This is a genomic window from Leisingera sp. M658 (assembly GCF_025144145.1).
Classification (GTDB): domain Bacteria; phylum Pseudomonadota; class Alphaproteobacteria; order Rhodobacterales; family Rhodobacteraceae; genus Leisingera.
On sequence record NZ_CP083548.1, the window covers coordinates 45,364 to 66,204 of the forward strand.

General features: G+C 60.1%; 20 protein-coding genes. 14 read left to right on the forward strand and 6 right to left on the reverse strand.

Translation table 11 applies throughout. From position 1 onward, the window contains the following. Positions 1–6: 6 nt before the first annotated feature. The 6 genes from K3724_RS22065 to K3724_RS22090 all read left to right on the forward strand — a co-directional run bounded on the left by K3724_RS22065 (position 7) and on the right by K3724_RS22090 (position 4,225). Positions 7–699, forward strand: coding sequence for a pirin family protein (locus K3724_RS22065; protein ID WP_259993022.1), 693 nt, complete (start codon positions 7–9; stop codon positions 697–699). Positions 700–729: 30 nt separating this feature from the next. Beyond that, on the forward strand, positions 730–1,368 hold the full coding sequence (locus K3724_RS22070) for an isochorismatase family protein (RefSeq protein WP_259993023.1): 639 nt from the start codon (positions 730–732) through the stop codon (positions 1,366–1,368). Between the two features lie 56 nt (positions 1,369–1,424). Next, positions 1,425–2,360, forward strand: a complete 936-nt coding sequence (locus tag K3724_RS22075) for a glutathione S-transferase family protein (protein WP_259993065.1) — start codon at positions 1,425–1,427, stop codon at positions 2,358–2,360. Continuing rightward, positions 2,357–2,899 carry an antibiotic biosynthesis monooxygenase gene (locus K3724_RS22080; protein WP_259993025.1) on the forward strand — a complete coding sequence of 181 codons (543 nt, stop codon included), beginning with the start codon at positions 2,357–2,359 and terminating at the stop codon, positions 2,897–2,899. Before K3724_RS22075 ends, K3724_RS22080 begins: the two co-directional genes overlap by 4 nt. Before the next feature lie 17 nt (positions 2,900–2,916). Beyond that, on the forward strand, positions 2,917–3,486 hold the full coding sequence (locus K3724_RS22085) for a hemerythrin domain-containing protein (RefSeq protein WP_259993026.1): 570 nt from the start codon (positions 2,917–2,919) through the stop codon (positions 3,484–3,486). Between the two features lie 193 nt (positions 3,487–3,679). Continuing rightward, positions 3,680–4,225, forward strand: coding sequence for a recombinase family protein (locus K3724_RS22090; RefSeq protein ID WP_259993027.1), 546 nt, complete (start codon positions 3,680–3,682; stop codon positions 4,223–4,225). A 530-nt stretch (positions 4,226–4,755) separates the two neighbouring features. Here the strand turns inward: K3724_RS22090 and K3724_RS22095 are convergent. Beyond that, a complete protein-coding gene (locus K3724_RS22095) occupies positions 4,756–5,232 on the reverse strand; it encodes a MarR family winged helix-turn-helix transcriptional regulator (RefSeq protein WP_259993066.1) in 477 nt (158 codons plus the stop codon). A gap of 197 nt (positions 5,233–5,429) precedes the next feature. Here K3724_RS22095 and ectA point away from each other — a divergent pair, with 197 nt between their 5' ends. The 5 genes from ectA (at position 5,430) to K3724_RS22120 (ending at position 10,636) form a co-directional block, all read left to right on the forward strand. After that, positions 5,430–5,978: a diaminobutyrate acetyltransferase gene (gene ectA, locus K3724_RS22100; protein WP_259993028.1), complete on the forward strand. Its 549-nt coding sequence runs from the start codon at positions 5,430–5,432 to the stop codon at positions 5,976–5,978. Between the two features lie 62 nt (positions 5,979–6,040). Beyond that, positions 6,041–7,330, forward strand: a complete 1,290-nt coding sequence (gene ectB, locus K3724_RS22105) for a diaminobutyrate--2-oxoglutarate transaminase (protein ID WP_259993030.1) — start codon at positions 6,041–6,043, stop codon at positions 7,328–7,330. A gap of 3 nt (positions 7,331–7,333) precedes the next feature. Next, on the forward strand, positions 7,334–7,726 hold the full coding sequence (locus K3724_RS22110) for an ectoine synthase (protein ID WP_259993032.1): 393 nt from the start codon (positions 7,334–7,336) through the stop codon (positions 7,724–7,726). Positions 7,727–7,802: 76 nt separating this feature from the next. Beyond that, positions 7,803–9,194, forward strand: a complete 1,392-nt coding sequence (locus K3724_RS22115) for an aspartate kinase (protein WP_409201430.1) — start codon at positions 7,803–7,805, stop codon at positions 9,192–9,194. Between the two features lie 62 nt (positions 9,195–9,256). Next, the gene (locus K3724_RS22120) at positions 9,257–10,636 is read left to right on the forward strand and encodes a PLP-dependent aminotransferase family protein (protein ID WP_259993036.1); all 1,380 of its coding nucleotides are present in this window, start codon (positions 9,257–9,259) and stop codon (positions 10,634–10,636) included. A gap of 65 nt (positions 10,637–10,701) precedes the next feature. Here the strand turns inward: K3724_RS22120 and K3724_RS22125 are convergent, their stop codons facing one another. Then, positions 10,702–11,160, reverse strand: coding sequence for an Lrp/AsnC family transcriptional regulator (locus tag K3724_RS22125; RefSeq protein ID WP_259993038.1), 459 nt, complete (start codon positions 11,158–11,160; stop codon positions 10,702–10,704). A gap of 113 nt (positions 11,161–11,273) precedes the next feature. On the opposite strand from K3724_RS22125, the gene K3724_RS22130 reads away from it, so the two are divergent. Next, positions 11,274–12,476, forward strand: coding sequence for a methionine gamma-lyase (locus K3724_RS22130; RefSeq protein WP_259993039.1), 1,203 nt, complete (start codon positions 11,274–11,276; stop codon positions 12,474–12,476). A 10-nt stretch (positions 12,477–12,486) separates the two neighbouring features. Continuing rightward, entirely contained in the window at positions 12,487–14,874 is a 2,388-nt protein-coding gene (locus K3724_RS22135) for a transketolase (protein ID WP_259993040.1), read from the forward strand. An 80-nt stretch (positions 14,875–14,954) separates the two neighbouring features. Here K3724_RS22135 and K3724_RS22140 read toward each other — a convergent pair whose 3' ends face one another. The 4 genes from K3724_RS22140 to K3724_RS22155 are packed head-to-tail and all read right to left on the reverse strand — an operon-like array spanning position 14,955 to position 18,543. After that, the gene (locus K3724_RS22140; RefSeq protein WP_259993041.1) at positions 14,955–15,713 is read right to left on the reverse strand and encodes an ABC transporter ATP-binding protein; all 759 of its coding nucleotides are present in this window, start codon (positions 15,711–15,713) and stop codon (positions 14,955–14,957) included. Further along, positions 15,710–16,654, reverse strand: a complete 945-nt coding sequence (locus K3724_RS22145; RefSeq protein WP_259993042.1) for an iron chelate uptake ABC transporter family permease subunit — start codon at positions 16,652–16,654, stop codon at positions 15,710–15,712. The genes K3724_RS22140 and K3724_RS22145 overlap by 4 nt, the downstream gene beginning before the upstream one ends. Continuing rightward, complete coding sequence (locus tag K3724_RS22150) at positions 16,647–17,579, reverse strand: ABC transporter permease (protein WP_259993067.1); 933 nt, start codon at positions 17,577–17,579, stop codon at positions 16,647–16,649. Before K3724_RS22150 ends, K3724_RS22145 begins: the two co-directional genes overlap by 8 nt. Positions 17,580–17,631: 52 nt before the next feature. After that, positions 17,632–18,543, reverse strand: a complete 912-nt coding sequence (locus K3724_RS22155; protein ID WP_259993043.1) for a siderophore ABC transporter substrate-binding protein — start codon at positions 18,541–18,543, stop codon at positions 17,632–17,634. Positions 18,544–18,815: 272 nt separating this feature from the next. On the opposite strand from K3724_RS22155, the gene K3724_RS22160 reads away from it, so the two are divergent. Further along, the gene (locus K3724_RS22160) at positions 18,816–20,801 is read left to right on the forward strand and encodes a TonB-dependent siderophore receptor (protein WP_259993044.1); all 1,986 of its coding nucleotides are present in this window, start codon (positions 18,816–18,818) and stop codon (positions 20,799–20,801) included. The last annotated feature ends 40 nt before the right edge of the window (positions 20,802–20,841 follow it).

Genomic DNA, 20,841 nt, shown 5'->3' on the forward strand with positions numbered 1-20,841 from the left:
CACGCTATGACATCGCAAAGTTTGGAAATTCTGCACCGCGATACGCTAACGGAAGGCGGCTTCGCGGGCTTGAAGGAACACCGTCTTGTAACCGGCAAAAAGCTCTGGGGTGACCGCGCCAATCCGGATGCCTGGGATGGCATCGGTAACTTTGTTTATCTGGCCGATGCGCGGTTTAATCCCAAAGGTGAAACAACCATGCATCCACACAAAGAGATCGATGTGATCTCTGTCATGGTGGAAGGTCGCGTCGCGCATCGGGGGTCTTTGGAACACGGCGGATCGCTCGACACCAACGACGCACAGGTCCAACGGGCTGGCGGCGAAGGGTTCAAACATAACGAAGTGAATCCCGATGATACCAAGAACCGGATGCTTCAACTTTGGGTCATGCCCGAAGTGAAAGGCGAGCCAGCCGGGTACAAAAAATTCAGCCCAGCTTGGGGTGAGACAGTTCGTATTTATGGCGGTTTGCCTGACCACACGCAGTCCTTCTCGGCCAAAACCACCATCGACGTGGCCATGCTTACCGCAGGGCAGAGCATCGAACTGACAGCTCCTTACTTGGCCTATGTCGCCAAAGGCGATGGACAATTTGAAACAACGGATCTGACCGGTGGCGATCTGATCCGTGGTACCAATGGCACCTTCACAGCCACGACCGACGTTCAATTCATTCTGGTCGGCACGCTGGCCTAACCTTCCCAACCCAACCGAAAGGACACTCCCATGTCTGATAAGTTTTCAGAATTCCTGACACCAGATAACGCTGTATTGGCGATGATCGATCACCAAACTGGTTTGCTCGCCAGTGTGCGTGACATTCAGCCTGAAACCCTTCGCAAAAACATCAACGGTCTGACCAACATGGCCAAAACCGCAGGTATTCCATCGGTGGTCACAGCATCCCTGTCGGAAGGTCCCAATGGTCCGATCCTGTCGGACATCACCAACGTGCTTGGCGATACCGTGATCAACCGCGCTGGCGAAATCAACGCGTGGAAGTCGCCAGAATTCAAGGCCGCAATCGAGGCGACTGGTCGCAAGAAGGTCATCATGGCGGGCATTGTCACGGATGTTTGCCTGCTGTTCCCTGCGCTGTCGGCGGTTGCCGAAGGTTACGACGTCTATGCCGTCGTTGACGCCTCAGGAACATGGGATGAAGTGACCCGTGATGCCGCCATGCTGCGGATGAGCCAGGCCGGTGTGAAAGTCACAACATGGGCCTCTGTCCTGGCCGAAGTCATGGACGACTGGCGCTCCAACCAAGGTTATCCGCTTGGTGGCGTTCTGGGCGGCCACACGGCTTATGGTCTCGTTTATGAGAGCTACCTTGCGCAGCAAGCCCAGCAAGACTCTGCTGAGTAAAAGAAACAAAGGCCCCAGTGGTTCATGCTGCTGGGGCACCCAACCGGGAGGTCATGATGGCTGGTAGATTGATTGATGGCGTATGGACCCGCGAGAGCGACATTCTGGCCTCAGAGGATGGGCATTATCGCCGTCAGGAAACCGACTTCCGAAACTGGATATCGACTGACCCCGGCGCAAAGTTTGCACCTGAAGTGGGCCGATATCACCTCTATGTTTGTTATGCCTGTCCTTGGGCGCACCGCACATTGATCATGCGCAGCCTGAAAGGACTGGAAGACGCGATTTCTGTCTCGCCCGTTGCCCCCATCGTCAACCAAGACGGCTGGGAGTTCACCGATGCTGATGGTGGCTTCCCCGACCACCTTTCCGGCATGAGGTATCTGCATGAAATCTATACACTCGCCGATCCCACATACACCGGCCGCGTAAGTGTTCCGGTCTTGTGGGACAAAAAGCTAAACACCATTGTCAGCAATGAATCCGCTGAGATTGCGCGAATGCTGAACTCGGCTTTCGTAGGCGTTGCAGGAAATGACACCGACTTTGCACCTGAGGCGCTTCTGGCGGAAATCGACGAGGTGAATGACCTCGTTTACAGCAAGATCAACAATGGCGTTTACCGTTGCGGCTTTGCCGGAACGCAGAATGCATATGAAGAAGCAGTCACCGATCTGTTCTCGGCGCTGGACACGGTTGAGGCGCGGTTAGAAGGCAGCGGCTATCTGGTGGGTGGTCAGTTGACCGAAGCCGACTGGCGGTTGTTCACAACGCTGATCCGCTTCGATCAGGTCTATGTCGCGCTTTTCAAATGCAACATTCGACGGATTGCGGATTACCCAAATCTCTCGGCTCTGCGCAAGAAACTCTATGAGCATGGCGATGTCGCCGACACGGTGAAGTTCGATCAGATCAAGACCCATTATTGGGCGAGCCTGCGCGGTGTAAATCCAAGCGGCATTGTGCCTGCTGGACCGGAGCTGGTGCTATGAGCGATTCAGTAACATTGGCGGTAACGGACCATGTCCCAATGGAGGCCAAGGCTCGCTACGAGGCGCTTGTCGAAGAACTGCACCGATTGTTCGAAGCCCAGAACGGCTTCTTGTCAGTCAATACCGTGCGGCACAGCCGCCCGCATCAGGTCGAGTACACAGTGTTGTCGCGGTGGTCTGATGAAGCCGCTGTGACGCAGTGGCGGGAAAACCCAGCCATTCGCGAGAAGTTGACCCAGATCGAAGCCATTACAGGTGGCCCCGCGCAGCATGTGCAGGCCATTGGTTTAGGGATGTGGGTGGATCATGCGGAGGGATCGGCCCCACATTTGCCACCAGCATGGAAGCGCACGGCCATGAGCGCCGCTGCCGTCTACCCGATGTTGATGCTTTTGATGGCGCTGAGTTCACCCATCATTGGTGGCTTGCCGCAGTTTCTTCAGGTCTTGATCATCGTGATTGTTCTGTCTGCGCTCTTAACGTGGCCTATTATGCCGTGGCTCAGTAAAGTGCTGCGCCCTTGGCTGATGGCAAGATAATTCAGAAAGCTGCGAAAATGCTCCTCGATTATGATCTGCCTGAGTATCATGTCAGCAAGCGCAAAGCGCTTCCGTCCTCGGTAAAAGAGACTTTGTTGGAAAGCACACGATCCGAGTGGGAAGATCACCCGCGTTTTGGTGGCAAAGCAAGCTTCTTTATGTCGATCCATCGCAACCTGCTGGATGGCGCTGCACAGCTGTCGCGTGGGATTGAGCGGCTTCTGGACGTGCCTGCCAGTGATGTCGGTGAGGCAGTCGCACAAATGAATTTGCTGCCGTTTGCCAAGAACCTGATCGGATTTGCACATCATCACCATGAGATCGAAGACCATGGTTACTTCCCTCAATTTGGATTGATGTACCCCGAACTAAACCGTGGGTTTTCTTTGTTGGATGGCGATCACAAGGTATTGGATGCGGCACTGGATGGCACGCAAGCAGCACTGACCCAGCTAAACGATCCCGTGGTCACACGCGACCAACTGGCAGGCTTGCATAAGGGTGGCCAAGCATTGGAAAATATCCTCAATCGCCATATCTGGGATGAAGAAGAAGTCATTATCCCAATTTTTTTGCGGCATGGATAAGTGGTCATTGAGCTCGCTTACGTGAAGGTCGGCACCGTCCGCATCTTTTCACTTCATGCACGCTGCAGCGAAAGATGGCTGTGTTGCGTAATTCATGATATTTGCACCATCCTCAGGAACCCCATGACATAAGCCTCTTGGTGTGGTGCATAAATCAGGTGCGTATTGAAAGGCGTTCATATACGATGAAGTCATGCTTATTGGTTACGCCCGAGTGTCCAGTCACGGACAATCCCTTGATCGACAGATCGGTGCACTAAACGCCGCCATCGTTGATAAGATTTTCCGAGAGAAAGTTTCCGGGAAAACCGTGAAGGGACGGCCTCAGCTCGAACGTGCGATAGACGCACTCGGGGCAGGGGATGTGTTTGTGATCGCAGAGTGGGACAGAGCCACACGATCCATGATCGACGGCATCAATATTATTCAACGGATCGCAGATCGTGGGGCCTATGTGAAGGTGCTTGATAAACCCTGGCTCGATCTGACCACTCCGATGGGCAAAGGCATCCTCGCTTTCCTTTCCGCTTTGGCCGAAGACGAACGGGAGCGTATCACTCGGCGCGCGAACGAGGGCCGAGCCATCGCTGCGCAACAGGGCGTCAAATTCGGCCGGAAACCCAAGTTAACTGAACATCAGCAGAAACTTGCCCGCGCACGCATGGCCAACGGTGATAGCTGCCGGGCCATCGCATTGGATCTCGGTGTTGCGCACACGACGATCTCAAGGCTGCGCTGATCTGTAGGGCTCAAGCGTTGCAAAGCAACCGGTTGTCTTCGAGCTCTGTAGGTACGCAAAAAACCTAAGTGATTGAGAACTATGGACGTTGAGTCTCAATAACTCGGTCTCATTATTTACGTACTCCGACAATCCACCCCGGCTAAAAAGATGCGGCTTGTAATGCAGATTATGTTGAATGTTAAACAAGAAGAGCGAAGAGTGTGAGATCGCTGGGTCTGCGTGCGCAACCCCTCCAAACTATGAAGGCTGTCGTTCACAGTCGAGCGGGGGAGGTCTTTGGTGCTGCTGGCAGCGACAGGACCGGCAATGCACAAGAAGCGCCCCTTTGCATAGTCCAGCCTGCTGTCCGGTAGCGGAAATTGCTTCATCATGGCGCGAAGGAGCAGCTTGTGTCCTCATCTGCAGCCATTGAGCAAGCGAACGGCGGGTGTACATTACGCACTTAGCCTCCGCACTTCGGCGGCACGGGGCTGTCAGCATAACTTGCGCATTCTGTCTGCTCTTTCAGCAGTTGCGGCAAAGCCGGCTCATGAAGTCGTCAGGCTTTCCCCGGTATCCAAAACGGGTGCAGCATCAATGTCCTCCGCGTCCAGCATGGCGGCGACACGTTCCAGTGCCGCAATCAATCCGGCCTGCTCCCAATCTTCCATCGCTTCAAACTTGCGAACAAACCGTTGCTGCAGGGGGTCAGGGGCTTCCGCAATTGCCTGACGGCCTTTTGCAGTGACAGATATATCGGTTTGACGCCGGTCGGTCTGCGACTTTTCACGTACGGCCATCTCTTTGCGCACCAGCTTGTCGACAAGCGAAGTCACGGTTGCTTGGGAAATCCGCATCTGCTGCGAGATTGCCTTGGCCGTGCAATGCTCGCTGCCAGCGATAATTTGCAGCACCCGAAACTGCGGCGCAGTCAGTCCAACCGACCGGGCAAGCTCACGTCCGAACATGTCGGTCGCGCGCAGAATCCGGCGCAGGGCTATCAAGCTGGCATCAATACGGTCCATCTTCAGTTTCTGGCAGAGCTTGGGGGGATAATCAAGAAGTGCGATTTTATGGGTTTTTACTTTGATAGCTGAAGCATAAGTGATCCACTTGATAGGCGTATTTTTGTGATTGACGGGCAAAAACGACACATTGACGCAATCTGCGACACTGACTTGAAGCCGTTGCGAGAGGCTGTTACTTAGTCAGTCAAATTAAAATGGAGGCGCCGGGACAGATGCGGCATGCGTTAGAGTTTTTCCGGAAAGCAACACCTGTGCTTCGTGAGCCCGCAGCGGAAGATGGGGCCGGGATCTGGGAGCTGGTGCGCGCATGCAAGCCGCTCGACGAAAACTCCATGTACTGCAATCTGATCCAGTGCGACCACTTCAGCGAGACCTGCGTGGTTGCCGAGATCGAGCAAGAAATAGCTGGCTGGACTTCTGCCTATGTTCTGCCTGACGATCCGGAAACGCTGTTTGTCTGGCAGGTGGCGGTGTCGGAACACGCCCGCGGAACCGGGCTTGGCTCGCGGATGCTGAACGGCCTGCTGCTCCGCGAGGCCTGCAAAAACATCAAGCGGCTGCAAACGACAATCACGCAAGAAAACAGAGCGTCCTGGGCATTGTTCCACAACTTCGCAGCCAACCGGAGCGCGCCGCTGAAGAGCCGACCCCATTTTACGCAGACCGGGCATTTCCGTGACCGCCAAAGTACCGAGCACATGGTCACGATCGATTTCTCCGAGACGCCCGGCTGCACAGTTTGAGGGCGCTTTGATCCATGTGGCGCTTGCCCGTTTTGACCTGTCTAGTTCCAAGAGGACACAATATGCCGACTGATACGTCAGCCGAGATTTCCATTTTCAAGCGCCGCGAATCCGAAGCGCGCAGCTATTGCCGCGGCTTCGATACGGTGTTCACCCATGCCAGCGGCTCTGAGCTGACTGATGACAAGGGGCGCCGGTACATCGACTTTCTTGCCGGCTGTTCGTCGCTCAACTACGGGCACAACGATCCGGACATGAAGGCGGCGCTGCTCGACCACATCTCGACCGACGGGCTGGCGCATGGGCTGGATTTCCACACCAGCGCCAAGGCGGGTTTCCTTGACGCCTTCGACCGGCACATCCTGCGGCCGCGCAACATGGACCACAAGGTCATGTTCACCGGCCCGACCGGCGCCAATGCAGTTGAGGCAGCGCTGAAACTGGCCCGCAAGGCGACCGGCCGCAGCAATGTCATCGCCTTTACCAACGGTTTTCACGGCGTCACCCTGGGCGCCCTGGCGGCCACCGGCAACAGCTATCACCGCGGCGGCGCTGGCACCCCGCTGAACGGCGTCACCCGGATGCCTTATGACGGCTACTTTCCGGGCGGCGCTGATACCGCTGAATACCTTGAGACGATGCTGAACGACCGCTCCAGCGGCATCGACGCCCCTGCGGCTATCCTGCTGGAGACCGTGCAGGGCGAAGGCGGCCTGAACGCCGCGCGCCCCGAATGGGTGCAGCGCATCGCCGCGCTGGCCAAGGCGCACGGCGCGCTGCTGATCATCGACGACATCCAGGCCGGCTGCGGCCGTACCGGCGGCTTCTTTTCGTTTGAGGACATGGGGATCACACCGGACATTGTGACGCTGGCGAAATCGATCTCGGGCTTTGGCCTGCCGATGGCGCTGATGCTGGTGCGCCCCGCGCATGACATATTCGGCCCGGCCGAACATAACGGCACCTTCCGCGGCAACACTCATGCCTTTGTCACGGCCCGGGTTGCGATCCGGAAATTCTGGGCCGATGGCCGGTTCCAAAAGGATGCTGCCGCCAAAGCCAGGCTGTTGACTGCTGCCTTGGAAGAAATGGCCGAATTGCTGCCTGGCGCCTGCCTCAAGGGGCGCGGCATGATGCAGGGGCTGGATGTCGGCTCAGGCGGGCTGGCCGCCAGCATCTGCGCCCATGCCTTTGAGAACGGGCTGATTATCGAAACCTCCGGCAACAAAGACCAGGTGGTCAAGGTGCTGGCCCCCCTGACCACATCTGAGGATACGCTGATGAAAGGTCTGAACATCCTGCGCGGTGCGATCCGCGGCGTAACGGACTCAAGCAAATTTGCAGCGGAGTAAGACATGATAGTTCGCGACTACAACGACATTGTCAAAAGTGACCGCAGCCGCGTTGTATCAGACGCAAAGTGGTCTTCGGTCCGGATGCTGCTGGAGCAGGACGGGATGGGGTTTTCGTTCCACATCACCTTTCTTGAGGCCGGTTCGGAACACACGTTCGAATACAAGAACCACTTCGAGAGCGTTTATTGCATGCAAGGCACAGGTTCGATCACCGATCTGGCCGCCGGCGAAACCCACCTGATCCGGCCCGGCGTGATGTATGCACTGGACAAGCATGACCGCCACACCCTGCGCGCCGAGGAAGAGCTTGTCATGGCCTGCGTGTTCAACCCGCCGGTGACCGGCAGTGAAACCCACCGCGAAGATGGCTCTTACGCGCTGGAAACCACCTGAAGAGGCCCCGGCGCCAGCCGGGGGATAGACAGTGAATTTTCCCGAACACACCGTCGAGAAAATCGGCGGCACGTCGATGTCCCGCATCCGGGAGTTGCGCGACACTTTGATCATTGCTGACCGTTGCAGTGGCGCGCTCTATCACCGGATTTTTGTTGTCTCCGCTTTTGGCGGGATCACCAACCTGTTGCTGGAGCATAAGAAATCCGGTGAGCCTGGCGTCTATGCCCTGTTTGCCAACGACGACAACGATCATGGCTGGCTTGATGCGCTGAGCCGCGTGGGTGAAGCGATGGCCAGGGTCCACAATGGCGTCCTGGACAATCCGGCTGACCGGGCGCTGGCGGAGGATTTCGTGCGCGACCGCATCGAAGGAGCCCGCAGCTGCTTGTTTGACCTGCAGCGCCTGTGCTCCTACGGCCATTTCCGCCTGTCAAGCCAGATGATGCTGGTGCGTGAGCTGCTGTCCGGGCTGGGCGAGGCGCATTCCGCCTTTGTGACAACCCTGATGCTGCAACGCGCCGGTCTGAATGCCCGGTTTATTGACCTCAGCGGCTGGCGCGATGACAGCGAATGCTCGCTTGAGGAACGGATCAGCGGCGGCCTTGGCACTCTTGACCTGGCATCGGAACTGCCTGTGGTCACCGGCTACGCGCAGTGCCGCGAGGGGCTTATGCGCGAATATGACCGCGGGTATTCCGAAGTCACATTTTCCACCATCGCGGCATACACCCAGGCGAAAGAGGCGATCATCCACAAGGAGTTCCACCTGTCATCCGCAGATCCGGTGCTGGTGGGCGCGAAAGCTGTGCGCAAACTGGGGCACACGAATTATGATGTCGCCGACCAGCTGTCGAATATGGGGATGGAGGCCATTCACCCGAATGCTGCCAAGATCCTGCGCCAGTCAAAAGTGGCTCTGCGCATCACCAATGCCTTTGAGCCTTCCGATCCCGGCACCCTCATCGACGGCCAGCCTTCCAAAACCGCAGCCGTTGAAATCGTGACCAGCCTTGATGTGGTTGCGCTGGAACTGTTCGAGCAGGATATGGTCGGCGTCAAAGGCTATGATGCCACGGTACTGGAGGCCCTGCGCCGCCACAACGTCCGGATCGTTTCTAAAAGCTCGAACGCCAATACCATCACCCACTATGTCGAGGCTTCGCTGAAGACAGTGCGCCGTGTGGTGAATGATCTGGAACGCGCTTATCCGTCCGCCCAAGTCAGCACGCGGGCGTTGTCCATCGTTTCGGCCATTGGACGCGACCTGTCCGGGGTGCAGGTGCTTCGCCGCGGGCTTGCAGCCTTTGACCAAGCGGGTGTCGGGGTGATCGCTGCGCATCAAACACCGCGCAATGTCGATGTTCAATTTGCGGTGCCACGGACATCAGCGGAAACTGCGGTCACGGTTTTGCACAGGGCTCTCATTGCGGGAACCGGCCAGGCTGCAAAAGTAAAAGCGGCGTGAACAGGCAGCCGGGCCTGTGGCGCCCTTTGCTTTTACCCTGCGGCCAGGATTGAGGAACGGCAATGTGGTATCCTGATCCCGAAACGCTTTATTCGCCTTTGCATGCCAGCCTGGCGGTTGCGATTGAGCAGGCCATACTGACGGAGAAACTCCCCGCCGGATCCCGGCTGCCGCCGCATCGCAAAATGGCAGACCGGCTTGGTTTGAGCGTTCACACCGTAAGCAAAGCCTACGATAGCCTGCGCAAGCAGAACCTGATTGACGGGCAGGTTGGCCGGGGCAGCTATGTCAGCGGTCCCGGGCCACACGCGGCTCCGCAAAGAACTCCACTTGAAGAAGGGTTTGATTTCTCCACCTCCCGCCCCATCCGCAACCAAGAGCACAGCAGGCGGTTTCAGCTGTCATTGCAGAAGCTTACAGCAGAACTGACCCCCTCGGCCTTGCAGGATTGCGGTTTCAGTTCCGGGCACGGTGCCCGTCGCGCGGCAGGGGCAAAGTGGCTGGCGGCCTGCGGTCTTGCTGCCGCCCCGGAACAGATTCTAGTGACAAACGGCGGCAGCCACGGAATGTCTGTTGCTCTGTCTGCGCTGACCCGTCCTGGCGACACCGTTTTGTCAGACAGTATCACGCATAATCTGCTCGTTTCCGGTTGCTCCTATTTGGGTTTGAAACTTTCGGGACTGAAAACGGACTCATCTGGTATTTTGCCGGATGCATTGGAGAAAGCCTGCCGGACGTCCGGCGCTAAAGTCCTGTGTTTGCTGCCATCATTGGCAAATCCAGTGCCGGTTATGATGCCCGAAGACCGGCGCAGGGAGCTGTCCCGGATTGCGGATGACCATGGTCTCTACATCATTGAAGATGATCCGCTTGGCCCTGTGGCAGAGGATCGCCCGCCGCCGGTGTCAGCGCTGGTTCCAGAGCGTTCCGTCTATATGTCTGCCCTCAGCACCTGCCTGATGCCCGGGCTGCAGGCAGGATACATGGCTGCGCCCAGCCATTTGCTGCCTTCCCTGACGGGCCGCTTGTTAAGCTTCGGTGGGGCGGGCACGCCCTTAATGCAGGAACTGGCCGGCTGCTGGGTATCGGACGGCACAGCGCTGGAGATTGCAGACTGGCAGAGGAAAGCATTGAAAAGCCGCTATCGCATTGTTTGCGGAGTATTGAATGGAATACCCTGGACAGGGCACCCTGCAGCACTGCATCTGTGGTTACCGCTGCCTGACGGATGGGGTTCCGGCGATTTTTTGCAATATGCGCGCCAGATGCACATAGCCGTTACGCCTGACGTGCCTTTTCTGCCCCCGGGTACAGGCTCACCGGGCGCAGTGCGGATTTCGCTGGGCGCGGTTCAGGATGAGACCCGTTTCCGCAAGGGCCTGGAGCTGATTGCAGCCCTTTTGAAGCTGAACCCGCACAGCTTGCCGCAGCTTGCGTTTTAGCGGTTGCCCTTAGGGCCAGGGTCCATTGCTTTGCGCTTGGCGGCGGGAACAAAAAAGGTCCGGTCTCATTCAGGCAGGGGGAAGACAGCGGTGCGTTTCACGGTGCCGTAGACAAAACTGGTGTCGATCGATGCAATGCCGCCAATCGGGTGAATGCGGTGGCGGATGAAACTTTCATAGGCTTCCAGGTCAGGCACCAGTACGCGCAGCTGATAGTCCATTGCGCCGGTCAGCACGTGGCATTCCAGCACCTCCTCGATCATTTGCATCCGCCGTTCGAAATTCTGGACGTCGGTTTCGTTATGCCGTTCCAGCCGGATGCGGACAAAAACGGTGATCGCCAGCCCGCAGGCCGCAGCATCCGCATCGGCGCTGTAGCCGCGGATAACCCCCTTGGCCTCCAGGTTCCGGACCCGCCGCAGGCACGGCGACGGGGACAGGCTGACCGCGTCGGCAAGTTCCTGGTTGGTCATCCGCCCGTCCTGCTGCAGGGCGCGGATGATTTGTCTGTCTTTGTTGTCCATGCCGCCCCGCATTGGCAGTATCTGCCAATATTCACACCTATTGAAGCATAGTTCGCAATCAGTTGCCACATGATATGGCGTATTATGGCTGAAATCAGATTGAGGAGACAGCCATGACCCGCCCCAACGGCTTTGCCACCCGCGCCATTCATCACGCTTATGACCCGCAGGACCACGAAGGCGCATTGACGCCGCCGTTGCACCTGACATCGACCTTTGCATTTGAGACTGCCGAGGCGGGCGGCGAAATGTTTGCAGGAGAACGCGCAGGCCATATTTACAGCCGCATCTCGAACCCGACCTGCGATTTGCTGGAACAGCGCATCGCCACGCTGGAAGGAGCCGAGGCAGGGCTGGCGCTGGCCAGCGGCATGGGGGCGGTGACCGCGGTTCTGTGGACGCTGCTGTCGCCAGGGGACGAGATCATCGTCGACAAGACGCTTTATGGCTGCACCTTTGCCTTCATGCGCCACGGGCTGTCGAAATGGGGCGTGACCATCACCCATGTGGATATGACCGACATGGACAATCTGCGCAAGGCGGTCTCCGGCAAGACCCGGGTGGTCTACTTTGAAACGCCGGCCAACCCCAACATGCGGCTGGTGGATATCGCCGCGGCGGCGGAAATCACCCATGCCGCGGGCGCCCGGCTGGTGGTCGACAACACCTATTCCACCCCGTATCTGACCCGCCCGATTGAGCTGGGCGCCGACATTGTGCTGCATTCCGCCACCAAGTACCTTGGCGGCCATGGTGATGTGGTTGCCGGGCTGGTTGCGGGCCGCGCCGAGCAGATCGCCGAAATCCGCCTGGTTGGCATGAAGGACATGACCGGTGCGGTGATGGCGCCGTTCAATGCGATGCTGGTCCTGCGCGGGCTGAAGACGCTGAACCTGCGGATGGACCGCCACTGCGCTTCGGCCAGGGTGGTGGCAGACTTCCTTGCCGCCCATCCGGCCGTCCGCACGATGCATTTTCCGGGCCTTAAAAGCTTCCCGCAGCATGACATTGCGGAACGCCAGATGGACCAGCCCGGCGCGATGATCGCCTTTGAGGTCGAAGGCGGGCTGGCCGGCGGCATCGCCTTGATGAACGGTCTGCAGATGATCCAGCGCGCGGTGTCGCTGGGCGATGCCGAGACCCTGATCCAGCACCCTGCTTCGATGACCCATTCGACCTATACGCCGGAAGAGCGCGCCGAACATGGCATCAGCGACGGGCTGATCCGGCTGTCCATCGGGCTGGAGGAGGTCGAGGACATCCTGGCGGATCTGGAACAGGCCCTGCCCGCCCCGTTGCAGCACGCCGCCGAATAAGGAGACCGCCATGCGCCCGGATCTGACCCATCTGAAGACCGTTGAACAGCGGCTGTTGTGGCTGTCGCATTGGATGATCCACAACGCCAACCACATCCGCCCCAATCCGGACGGGATCAAGGTGGGCGGGCATCAGGCCTCCTCCGCCTCGATGGTGTCGATCATGACGGCGTTGTATTTCTCGGCGTTGAAACCGCAAGACCGGGTGGCGGTGAAACCGCATGCCTCGCCCGTCTTTCATGCGATGCAGTATCTGATGGGCAATCAGACCCGCGAAAAGATGGAGAATTTCCGCGGCTTCGGCGGCGTGCAAAGCTATCCCAGCCGCACCAAGGACATTGACGATGTGGATTTCTCCACCGGGTCTGTGGGGCTGGGTGTCGGCATCACCGCGCTGGCCTCAATGGTGCAGGATTTTATCGAAGCCAAGGACTGGGGCGCGGAAACCCGGCTGGGGCGTATGGTGGCCCTGGTCGGTGATGCCGAGCTGGATGAGGGCAACATCTATGAGGTACTGCAGGAGGGCTGGAAGAACGGTCTGCGCAACACCTGGTGGATCATCGACTACAACCGCCAGTCGCTGGACGGGATTGTGCGCGAAGGGCTGTTTGAGCGGATCGAGAAGATCTTTGATGCCTTCGGCTGGGACGTTGTGAAGGTCAAATACGGCGCCCTGCAGCGTGCCGCGTTTGAAGAACCGGGCGGAGAAGCCCTGCGCGCCTGGATCGATGCCTGCCCGAACCAGGAATACTCGGCGCTGACCTATATGGGCGGTGCGGTCTGGCGCCAGCGGCTGCTGGATGACTTGGGCGATCAGGGCGCGGTCACAGCGCTGATAGACCGCCGCAATGATGCGGAGCTGGCGGCGCTGATGGAGAACCTTGGCGGCAACTGCGTCGAGACCATGGCGGATGCGTTTGCTGCCATCGGCCACGACCGCCCGGTCTGTTTTCTGGCCTATACGGTTAAGGGCTGGGGCACGCCGATTGCCGGCCACAAGGATAACCACGGCGGGCTGATGACCAAAGCGCAGATGGCGGATTGGCAATCACATATGGGGGTGCCCGAAGGCCAGGAATGGGATCCTTTTACAACAGTTGCGGATGTGCCCGCGCTGCAGGCCTTCCTGGGCCATGTGCCGTTTTTTGCCCAGGGCCCGCGCCGGTATGCTGAGGCGCCGCTGGCGGTGCCATCCGTGGCCTTGGACACATCCCGCGAAATCTCGACCCAGATGGCCTTTGGCAAAATCATGGATGCGCTGGCGCGCGGGGACAGCGAATTGGCGGCGCGGATCATGACCACCTCGCCGGATGTGACCGGCACCACTGGCTTGGGGCCTTGGGTGAACCGGCGCAAACTGTTTGCACGCGAGGTGCAGGCGGATGCCTTTATCGAGCATCGCATTCCCTCCACCGCCAAATGGAACTTTGCCCCCGAGGGCCAGCATCTGGAGCTGGGCATTGCCGAGATGAACCTGTTCCTGCTGCTGGGCGCGGCGGGGCTGGCGCACAGCCTGTGGGGCAAGCGGGTGATCCCGGTCGGCACGGTCTATGATCCCTTTGTCTGCCGCGGTCTCGATGCGCTGAACTATGCCTGTTACCAGGACGCGCGGTTCATGATCGCGGGCACCCCATCCGGTGTGACCCTGGCGCCCGAGGGCGGCGCCCATCAATCCATCAGCACCCCGCTGATCGGGATGAGCCAGGACGGGCTGGCGGCCTTTGAACCCGCCTTTGCCGATGAGCTGGCGGTGATCATGGAATGGGCCTTTGGCTATTTGCAGCGGGATGGCAGCGGCGACCCGGATGAACGGACCTGGCTTAGGGATGAGACCGGCGGTTCGGTCTATCTGCGCCTTTCCACAAAACCGCTGGAGCAGCCGGGCAAACGCGCCGATGAGGGTTTCCGCCAAGGCGCCATCGACGGTGCCTATTGGCTGCGCAAGCCCGGCCCAAATTGCTCGGTTGTGATCGCCTATCAGGGCGCAGTTGCAGACGAGGCGATTGCCGCCGCCGGCATGATCGGCGGCGTGCGGCGCGATATCGGCGTACTGGCCGTCACCTCGGCGGACCGTCTGAATGCTGGCTGGACCGCCGCCCAGCGGGAGCGCGCCCGCGGCAATCCGGCGGCGGTGTCGCATATCGAACAGCTGCTGCAGGATCTGCCTGCGCATTGCACCCTGGTCACTGTGATCGACGGCCATCCGGCGACACTCGCCTGGCTTGGCGCCGTGGCCGGGCACAGGACGATTCCGCACGGGGTGGAGCATTTCGGCCAAACCGGGACAATCGGGGATCTGTCCCGCCATTTCCGGATCGACCGGCAGGCAATTGTCAATTCTATTGACGGTCTGACAGCAGGCCGCAAGGCGGCGCTGATGCCGGTCAGCCACGGCTGACGCCGGTCAAACAGACCGATACCGGGCGGGTTTTTGGCTAAACCCGTCCAACCGGCCCGCCGCCCTGCCTGCATCCGCCGCTAGCGGTGGTAATGCGCAAACGGCAGGCCGCCGATCCGGGTCAGGACCACGGGTGTCTGATACAGCGCCGTCAGGCTGGCGGCGCTGGCAGCCTCATCCACCGGACCTTGAAAGGCGGTCCGGCCGTCCTTCAGCGCCACCACGTGATCGGACCAGCTGATGGCATAGTTGAGGTCATGCACAACGATCACAATACCCTTGCCGCGCTCTTCGGCCAGGCGGCGCAGCTGCGACATCAGATTGCGGGCGTGGTGCAGGTCCAGATTGTTCAACGGCTCATCCAACAGCAGCCAGTCGGTGTCCTGGGCATAGGCCATGGCGATAAAGGCCCGCTGGCGCTGCCCGCCCGACAGCTCATCCAGGAACCGCTGCTGCAGCGGGGCAAGGCCGAACAGCTCAATCGCGTCCCCGATAGCGGCGTGATCCGCTTCCGTCAACCGCCCCTGGCTGTGGGGCCAGCGGCCAAAGCCGATCAGATCCTTGACCCGGACCCGGCTGGCCACGGTCAGGGTTTGGGCCACAACCGCCATCTTGCGGGCCAGCCGGCCAGGGGCGATCCGGGCCGCGTCTTCACCGTCCAGGCTGATGCGGCCCCGGCTGGGGACCAGTTGCTGCGCGATCAGGTTCAACAAGGTTGACTTGCCTGCACCATTGGGACCGATCAGCGCAGTGATCCGGCCTGAGGGGATTTCTGCATCAATCCCGTCAAGGATGGGTTTCGCGCCAGGGCCATAGCTGAGGCCGGTTATTTTGATCACCGGATTTTTCCCTTTGCCAGCAAGAACATGAACAACAGGCCGCCGCAAAACTCGATAACAACGGCCAGGGTGGATTGCAGCATCAGGATGCGCTCGAACACGGTCTGGCCCGCCACCAGGATCAGCGCGGAAATCAGCGCCGCCGCCGGCAGCAGCAGCGCATGGCGGTGGGTCCGCATCAGGCTGTGCGCCAAGCTGGTTACCAGCAGCCCCAGAAAGGCAACCGGCCCCGCCAGCGCCGTCGACACCGAAACCAGTGCGGCAATGATGCAGAGCACCTTCAGCTGCAACCGGTCATGACCCACGCCCAGACTGCGTGCCGTGTCCCGGCCCAGGGCGGCCACATCCAGAACCGCGTGATTGCTCCAAACCCACCAAAAGGCCAGCATCATCAGCCCCAGAGCCATTGCTAGGGCCTCGCGGTCGAAACTGCCGAACTGCGCAAACATTCTGGCCTGCACGATTGAAAATTCGGACGGATCCATCAACCGCTGGAGAAAGGCCGTAATGGTCCGGAACATCAGCCCCAGAACCACGCCGGTCAGCACCATCAGCTGGATATCGTGGCGGGTGCGGCGCAGCACGCTGGTGAACAGGACCAGCGCCGCGCCCATCATGACGGCGGCGTCCAGCAGGAATCCGGCAAGGGCCGGGATCTGGCTGCTGCCGGCAATCCCCAAACCTGCAACCAGCCCGGTCTGCAGCAGCAGGAACAGCGCGTCGAACCCCATGAAGGCGGGTGTCAGAATGCGGTTTCGGCTGATCGTCTGCAACAGCACCGTTGCCACCCCGACGGCGGCCCCGACCGACAGCAGCCCCGCCAGCTTGACCAGCCGCAGCTCCAGGATATAGGCCACCGGCCCGCGCAGGCCCCAGAACAGGAACAGCGCCGCCGCCGCTGCCAGCAGACAGCTCAGGCCCAGGATCCGCCGGTCAGCCATGCGCCCGGCGTCCCAGCAGCATATACAGAAACACTGCAGCGCCGAAGATGCCGAAAACGGTGCCGACTGGGATCTCATACGGGTAACGCAGCAGCCGCCCCAGGATATCGCACAGCAGCAGCAGCCCCGCCCCGGTTCCGGCAACCACCGGCAGGCTGGCGCGCAGGTTGTCACCCATGATGCGTGAAACCAGATTGGGCACCACCAGCCCGATGAAGGGCAGCATCCCGACGGTCACGATCACCAGCGCCGACACCAACGATACGGTAACAATACCGAACCCTAGCACCTGCCCGTAGCGCAGCCCAAGGTTCAGGCTGACATTCCGGCCCAGCCCCGCAATGGTGAACTGATCTGCCGCAAAATAGGACAGCACCGCCAGCCCGCCCGCCAGCCACAGCAGCTCATACCTCCCCGCCAGCACGCCGGAAAACTCGCCGCTCATCCAGATGCCAAGATACTGCAGCAGGTCGGTCTGAATGGCGACGAAGGTTGCGCAGGCCGTCAGCACCCCGCCGTAAACCAACCCGGACAGCGGGATCAGCAATGGCCGCTCGGGCGGAATGCGGCGGGCCAGCAGGATGAACAGGGCGGTGCCCGCCAAGGCCGCAGCCGAGGCTGCCAGCATCTTGCCGAACAGGGACATCGAGGGCGCCAGCAGCGTCACCGCCAGCAATCCCAGCATGGCGGCTTCATTGGTGCCGGTGGTGCCGGGCTCGACGAATTTATTGCGCACCAGCAGCTGCATGATGACACCCGCCACCGCCATCGACGCGCCGGTCAGCAGTACCGCAGCGGTGCGGGGAATGCGGCTGACCGCCAGCAGCTGCAGTGCCTGCGGATCACTCAGCACTGCCCCCGGGCTCAGCCGGTTGACCCCCACAAACAGGCTGACCGCAGCGAGCAGACACAACAGCAGCCCCATCAGAACCAGAGTATTCCGGCCCCCGGCGCCGCGGCTATCCAGGGCGGCAGGATCAGCCACCAGTTGCAAACCCCGCCAGAACCTCCTCTAGCGCCGCCGTCATTGACTGGATGCCGCCGCCCGCAATATAGACGTTGGCCGCATTCAGATAGACCACCTGCTGCCGGCGCCAGGCTGTGGTGCCCGCAACCAGCGCATTGTCCAGGGTGACCGCGGCTGCCTGATTGCCCTGGCCAATCGCTGCGGCACGGTCGATGACGATCAGCCAATCGGGGTTGGCCGCGGCGATGAACTCAAAGGAAACAGCCTCGCCGTGGGTCTGTGCTGCGACGCTTTCCACCGCCTCCGGCAGGTCCAGCGCGGTGTGCAACCAGCCGAACCGCGACCCGGCACCATAGACGGACACTTTGGGGCCGTTGGTCATCAGGATCATTGCATTGCCGCGGCCACCAACGGCGGCGCGGGTGTGCTCCAGCTTGGCGGTGAAGGCCGCTTCCAGATCCGCCGCCCGCGCCTCCTGCCCGGTCAGGTGGCCATAGCTGCGCAGCCGCGCCAGCGATTGGGCAATGTGGTCTTCGCCCCATATTGTCATGTCGATGGCCGGTGCGATCCCGGCCAGCGCCTCAACCTGCACCGAGGACCGCCCGCCCGCCACGATCAGATCAGGCGCCAGCATGGCAATGGCTTCAAAATCCGGTTCAAACAGGGTGCCCACCGGCACGGCCCTGTCCTGCAGATCCTGCAGGTAGCTGACATACAGTTTGGACGGGACACCGGCGATTGGCACCTGCAGGGCCTCTAATGTGTCCGCCGCCGCGGCATCCAGAACGACGATCTTCTGTGGAATTCCAGGCAGTTCGACCGCGCCGCGCGCGGTGTCAACGGCAATGCTTTGCGCCTGCGCTGCACCGGCCAGGGCAACAGCAATTGATGCAGCCAGCTGCAAAATCTTCCGATGGGCCATTTTCTATCCTGTTAAGATGGAATTTGGCTGGCGGGGTTGGCTTGCTCAAAATCGAGAGCGGCTTAGCCGCCTGCGCTGAAGAAGTCCAGCCGCGCTGCTGCAGCGCCATCCGCAGGTTGCGGGCCGCGCATAAATGCAACATCAGCATAATAACGGAAAGTCGCCAGGACTGGGGCTTGCAGCCGCTGGAATTGCTCCCTATCAGGCCCCAGCCTTTGCAAGGCCAGCCAGGATTTGACCCAAGCTAACAGCTCTTAGAACACGGGTTTATCATGGCACGAACTTCCAACATCCGCCTGTCAGGGCTGCTGTGCAGCACCGCTCTGACTCTTATCTCTGCCCCCGCCGCCTTTGCTGCGGACGACGAGGTCCTGTCGCTGGATCCGATCATCGTCAAACAGCGCGATCCCGCAGGCAACGCCGCCGACCGCGCAACATCGATCTATGTGGCCGACGCCGAGATCGAACGCGCCGCGATGGGCGACCTCAAGGATCTCTTTGCCGGCATCGCCTCGGTCTCGGTCGGCGGCGGCATTCCGATTGCGCAGAAAATCTTTGTCAACGGCGTCGACATGCTGAACCTTGCGGTGCAGGTGGACGGCGTCAGCCAGAACAACCGCACCTTCCACCACGTCAGCGCCAACGCCTTTGACCCTGGCCTGATGAAATCGGTGCGCGTCGATCCCGGCGTTGCCCCTGCTGACGCAGGCCCCCGCGCGCTGGCGGGCCGGGTGGTGATGGAAACCATCGACGCCGAAGACATTATCGAAGACGGCGAGACCTTCGGCGGCCGGTCCCGCCTGTCCTATTCCAGCAATGGCAGCACCGCCCAGGGTTCGCTGACCCTGGCAGGCCGCAGCGGCGGTTTTGAAATCCTTGGCTATGCCAAACGCGCAACCGGCGACAATTACGAGGACGGCGACGGCAACGAGGTGACAGGTTCTGCGGCAAACCTGACTGCGGGCCTGTTGAAATTCGCCTATGAGGGTGATCAGGGCGACCGGATCGAGCTGTCGCTGCAAGAGGCGCAGGATAACGAAATCCGCAACTTCCAGCCCAACTTCGGTTCCAGCACCCGCGGCTTTGCCCCCTATTTCACCAAACGCCGCATTGCCTCGCTGCGCTATGAAAGCGGGAATGAAACCGGTCTCTGGGACCCGTCTGCGACCTTTGGTTTCTCTGAAATCAACGTTGACCGCCCGTCGGACCCGTTCGGCGATTCAACATCCACCAGCTCCAGCACCTACGCGCTGACGCTGAAAAACGATTTTCACCTGTCGGACAGCAACACCATCACGGCCGGCGTGGATTATCAGGTCCGCGAAAGCACGGTGAATGCTACCTGGGTCAACGGGCTGACCGGCGAGGAAAGCAAGAACCTGGGCGTCTTTGCCCAGGCTCGGCTTGAACCCACCGACCGCCTTAGCGTTTCTGCCGGCCTGCGCTATGACTGGCAGGATTTCACTGGCCAGGATTTCGCCCAGACCGGCACCGCCTTCACCGGCTCCACCTCCGGCGCAAGCGGAAACCTGTCGCTGGTCTATGACCTGACCGACTCCCTGTCACTGCGAGCGGGATACTCCAACGTCTTTGGCGGTTATGATCTCGAGGACAACTTCTTGTTCTACCAGGCCTGGGACTATTCTGTCCTGCAGTCCTCCCGCGCAAAAAACATCATCGTCGCCGCCGACTGGCAGCGCGGCAACTGGACCCTGGGCGGCGAGCTGTTCAAGACCAGCATCGGCAACCTCCGCGGTGTTACCCGGACCGGTGCTGTCGTCGGCAACGACTTTGAAAGCAAAGGCTTCAATCTGGCCGCCACCTATGGCTGGGACAGCGGCTTTGCCCGCTTCACCATGAACAGCAGCGACATCGAATTCAACGGCCAGCCGGCCGAGAGCTTCTTTGTCGTCGATTCGGGCACCCCGATCGGCAAAGTGCTGGCGTTTGAGGTGCAGCAGGAAATCCCAACCATGAACCTGCTGGTCGGCGGCAGCGTCGAGGCCGCCTTGTCCAACGACAATGGCGTCTATGAAACTTACACTCAAAAGCAGGAAAGCTATCAGGTTCTGAACCTCTTTGCCGAATACAGCCCGCCGTCCCTTGGCAATGTCACCATCCGGGCGGCCATCGATAACGTGTTCGACACGCAGTACGCCGACCGCGCGACCTATGGCACCGAATACACTGCCGCATCGATCAACACGATCAAGGAGCCGGGCCGCAATATCTCGGTTGTTGCCACGCTCAAGTTCTGATCCGCTCGGGGGCGCCTGTCTTGGCGCCCCCGTTTCGGAT

Coding starts and splice junctions, on each gene's coding strand:
- K3724_RS22065 (WP_259993022.1), top strand. CDS start 7: ATGACATCGCAAAGTTTGGAAATTCTGCACCGCGATACGCTAACGGAA.
- K3724_RS22070 (WP_259993023.1), top strand. CDS start 730: ATGTCTGATAAGTTTTCAGAATTCCTGACACCAGATAACGCTGTATTG.
- K3724_RS22075 (WP_259993065.1), top strand. CDS start 1,425: ATGGCTGGTAGATTGATTGATGGCGTATGGACCCGCGAGAGCGACATT.
- K3724_RS22080 (WP_259993025.1), top strand. CDS start 2,357: ATGAGCGATTCAGTAACATTGGCGGTAACGGACCATGTCCCAATGGAG.
- K3724_RS22085 (WP_259993026.1), top strand. CDS start 2,917: ATGCTCCTCGATTATGATCTGCCTGAGTATCATGTCAGCAAGCGCAAA.
- K3724_RS22090 (WP_259993027.1), top strand. CDS start 3,680: ATGCTTATTGGTTACGCCCGAGTGTCCAGTCACGGACAATCCCTTGAT.
- K3724_RS22095 (WP_259993066.1), bottom strand. CDS start 5,232: ATGGACCGTATTGATGCCAGCTTGATAGCCCTGCGCCGGATTCTGCGC.
- ectA (WP_259993028.1), top strand. CDS start 5,430: ATGGAGGCGCCGGGACAGATGCGGCATGCGTTAGAGTTTTTCCGGAAA.
- ectB (WP_259993030.1), top strand. CDS start 6,041: ATGCCGACTGATACGTCAGCCGAGATTTCCATTTTCAAGCGCCGCGAA.
- K3724_RS22110 (WP_259993032.1), top strand. CDS start 7,334: ATGATAGTTCGCGACTACAACGACATTGTCAAAAGTGACCGCAGCCGC.
- K3724_RS22115 (WP_409201430.1), top strand. CDS start 7,803: ATGTCCCGCATCCGGGAGTTGCGCGACACTTTGATCATTGCTGACCGT.
- K3724_RS22120 (WP_259993036.1), top strand. CDS start 9,257: ATGTGGTATCCTGATCCCGAAACGCTTTATTCGCCTTTGCATGCCAGC.
- K3724_RS22125 (WP_259993038.1), bottom strand. CDS start 11,160: ATGGACAACAAAGACAGACAAATCATCCGCGCCCTGCAGCAGGACGGG.
- K3724_RS22130 (WP_259993039.1), top strand. CDS start 11,274: ATGACCCGCCCCAACGGCTTTGCCACCCGCGCCATTCATCACGCTTAT.
- K3724_RS22135 (WP_259993040.1), top strand. CDS start 12,487: ATGCGCCCGGATCTGACCCATCTGAAGACCGTTGAACAGCGGCTGTTG.
- K3724_RS22145 (WP_259993042.1), bottom strand. CDS start 16,654: ATGGCTGACCGGCGGATCCTGGGCCTGAGCTGTCTGCTGGCAGCGGCG.
- K3724_RS22150 (WP_259993067.1), bottom strand. CDS start 17,579: ATGGGGCTGCTGTTGTGTCTGCTCGCTGCGGTCAGCCTGTTTGTGGGG.
- K3724_RS22155 (WP_259993043.1), bottom strand. CDS start 18,543: ATGGCCCATCGGAAGATTTTGCAGCTGGCTGCATCAATTGCTGTTGCC.
- K3724_RS22160 (WP_259993044.1), top strand. CDS start 18,816: ATGGCACGAACTTCCAACATCCGCCTGTCAGGGCTGCTGTGCAGCACC.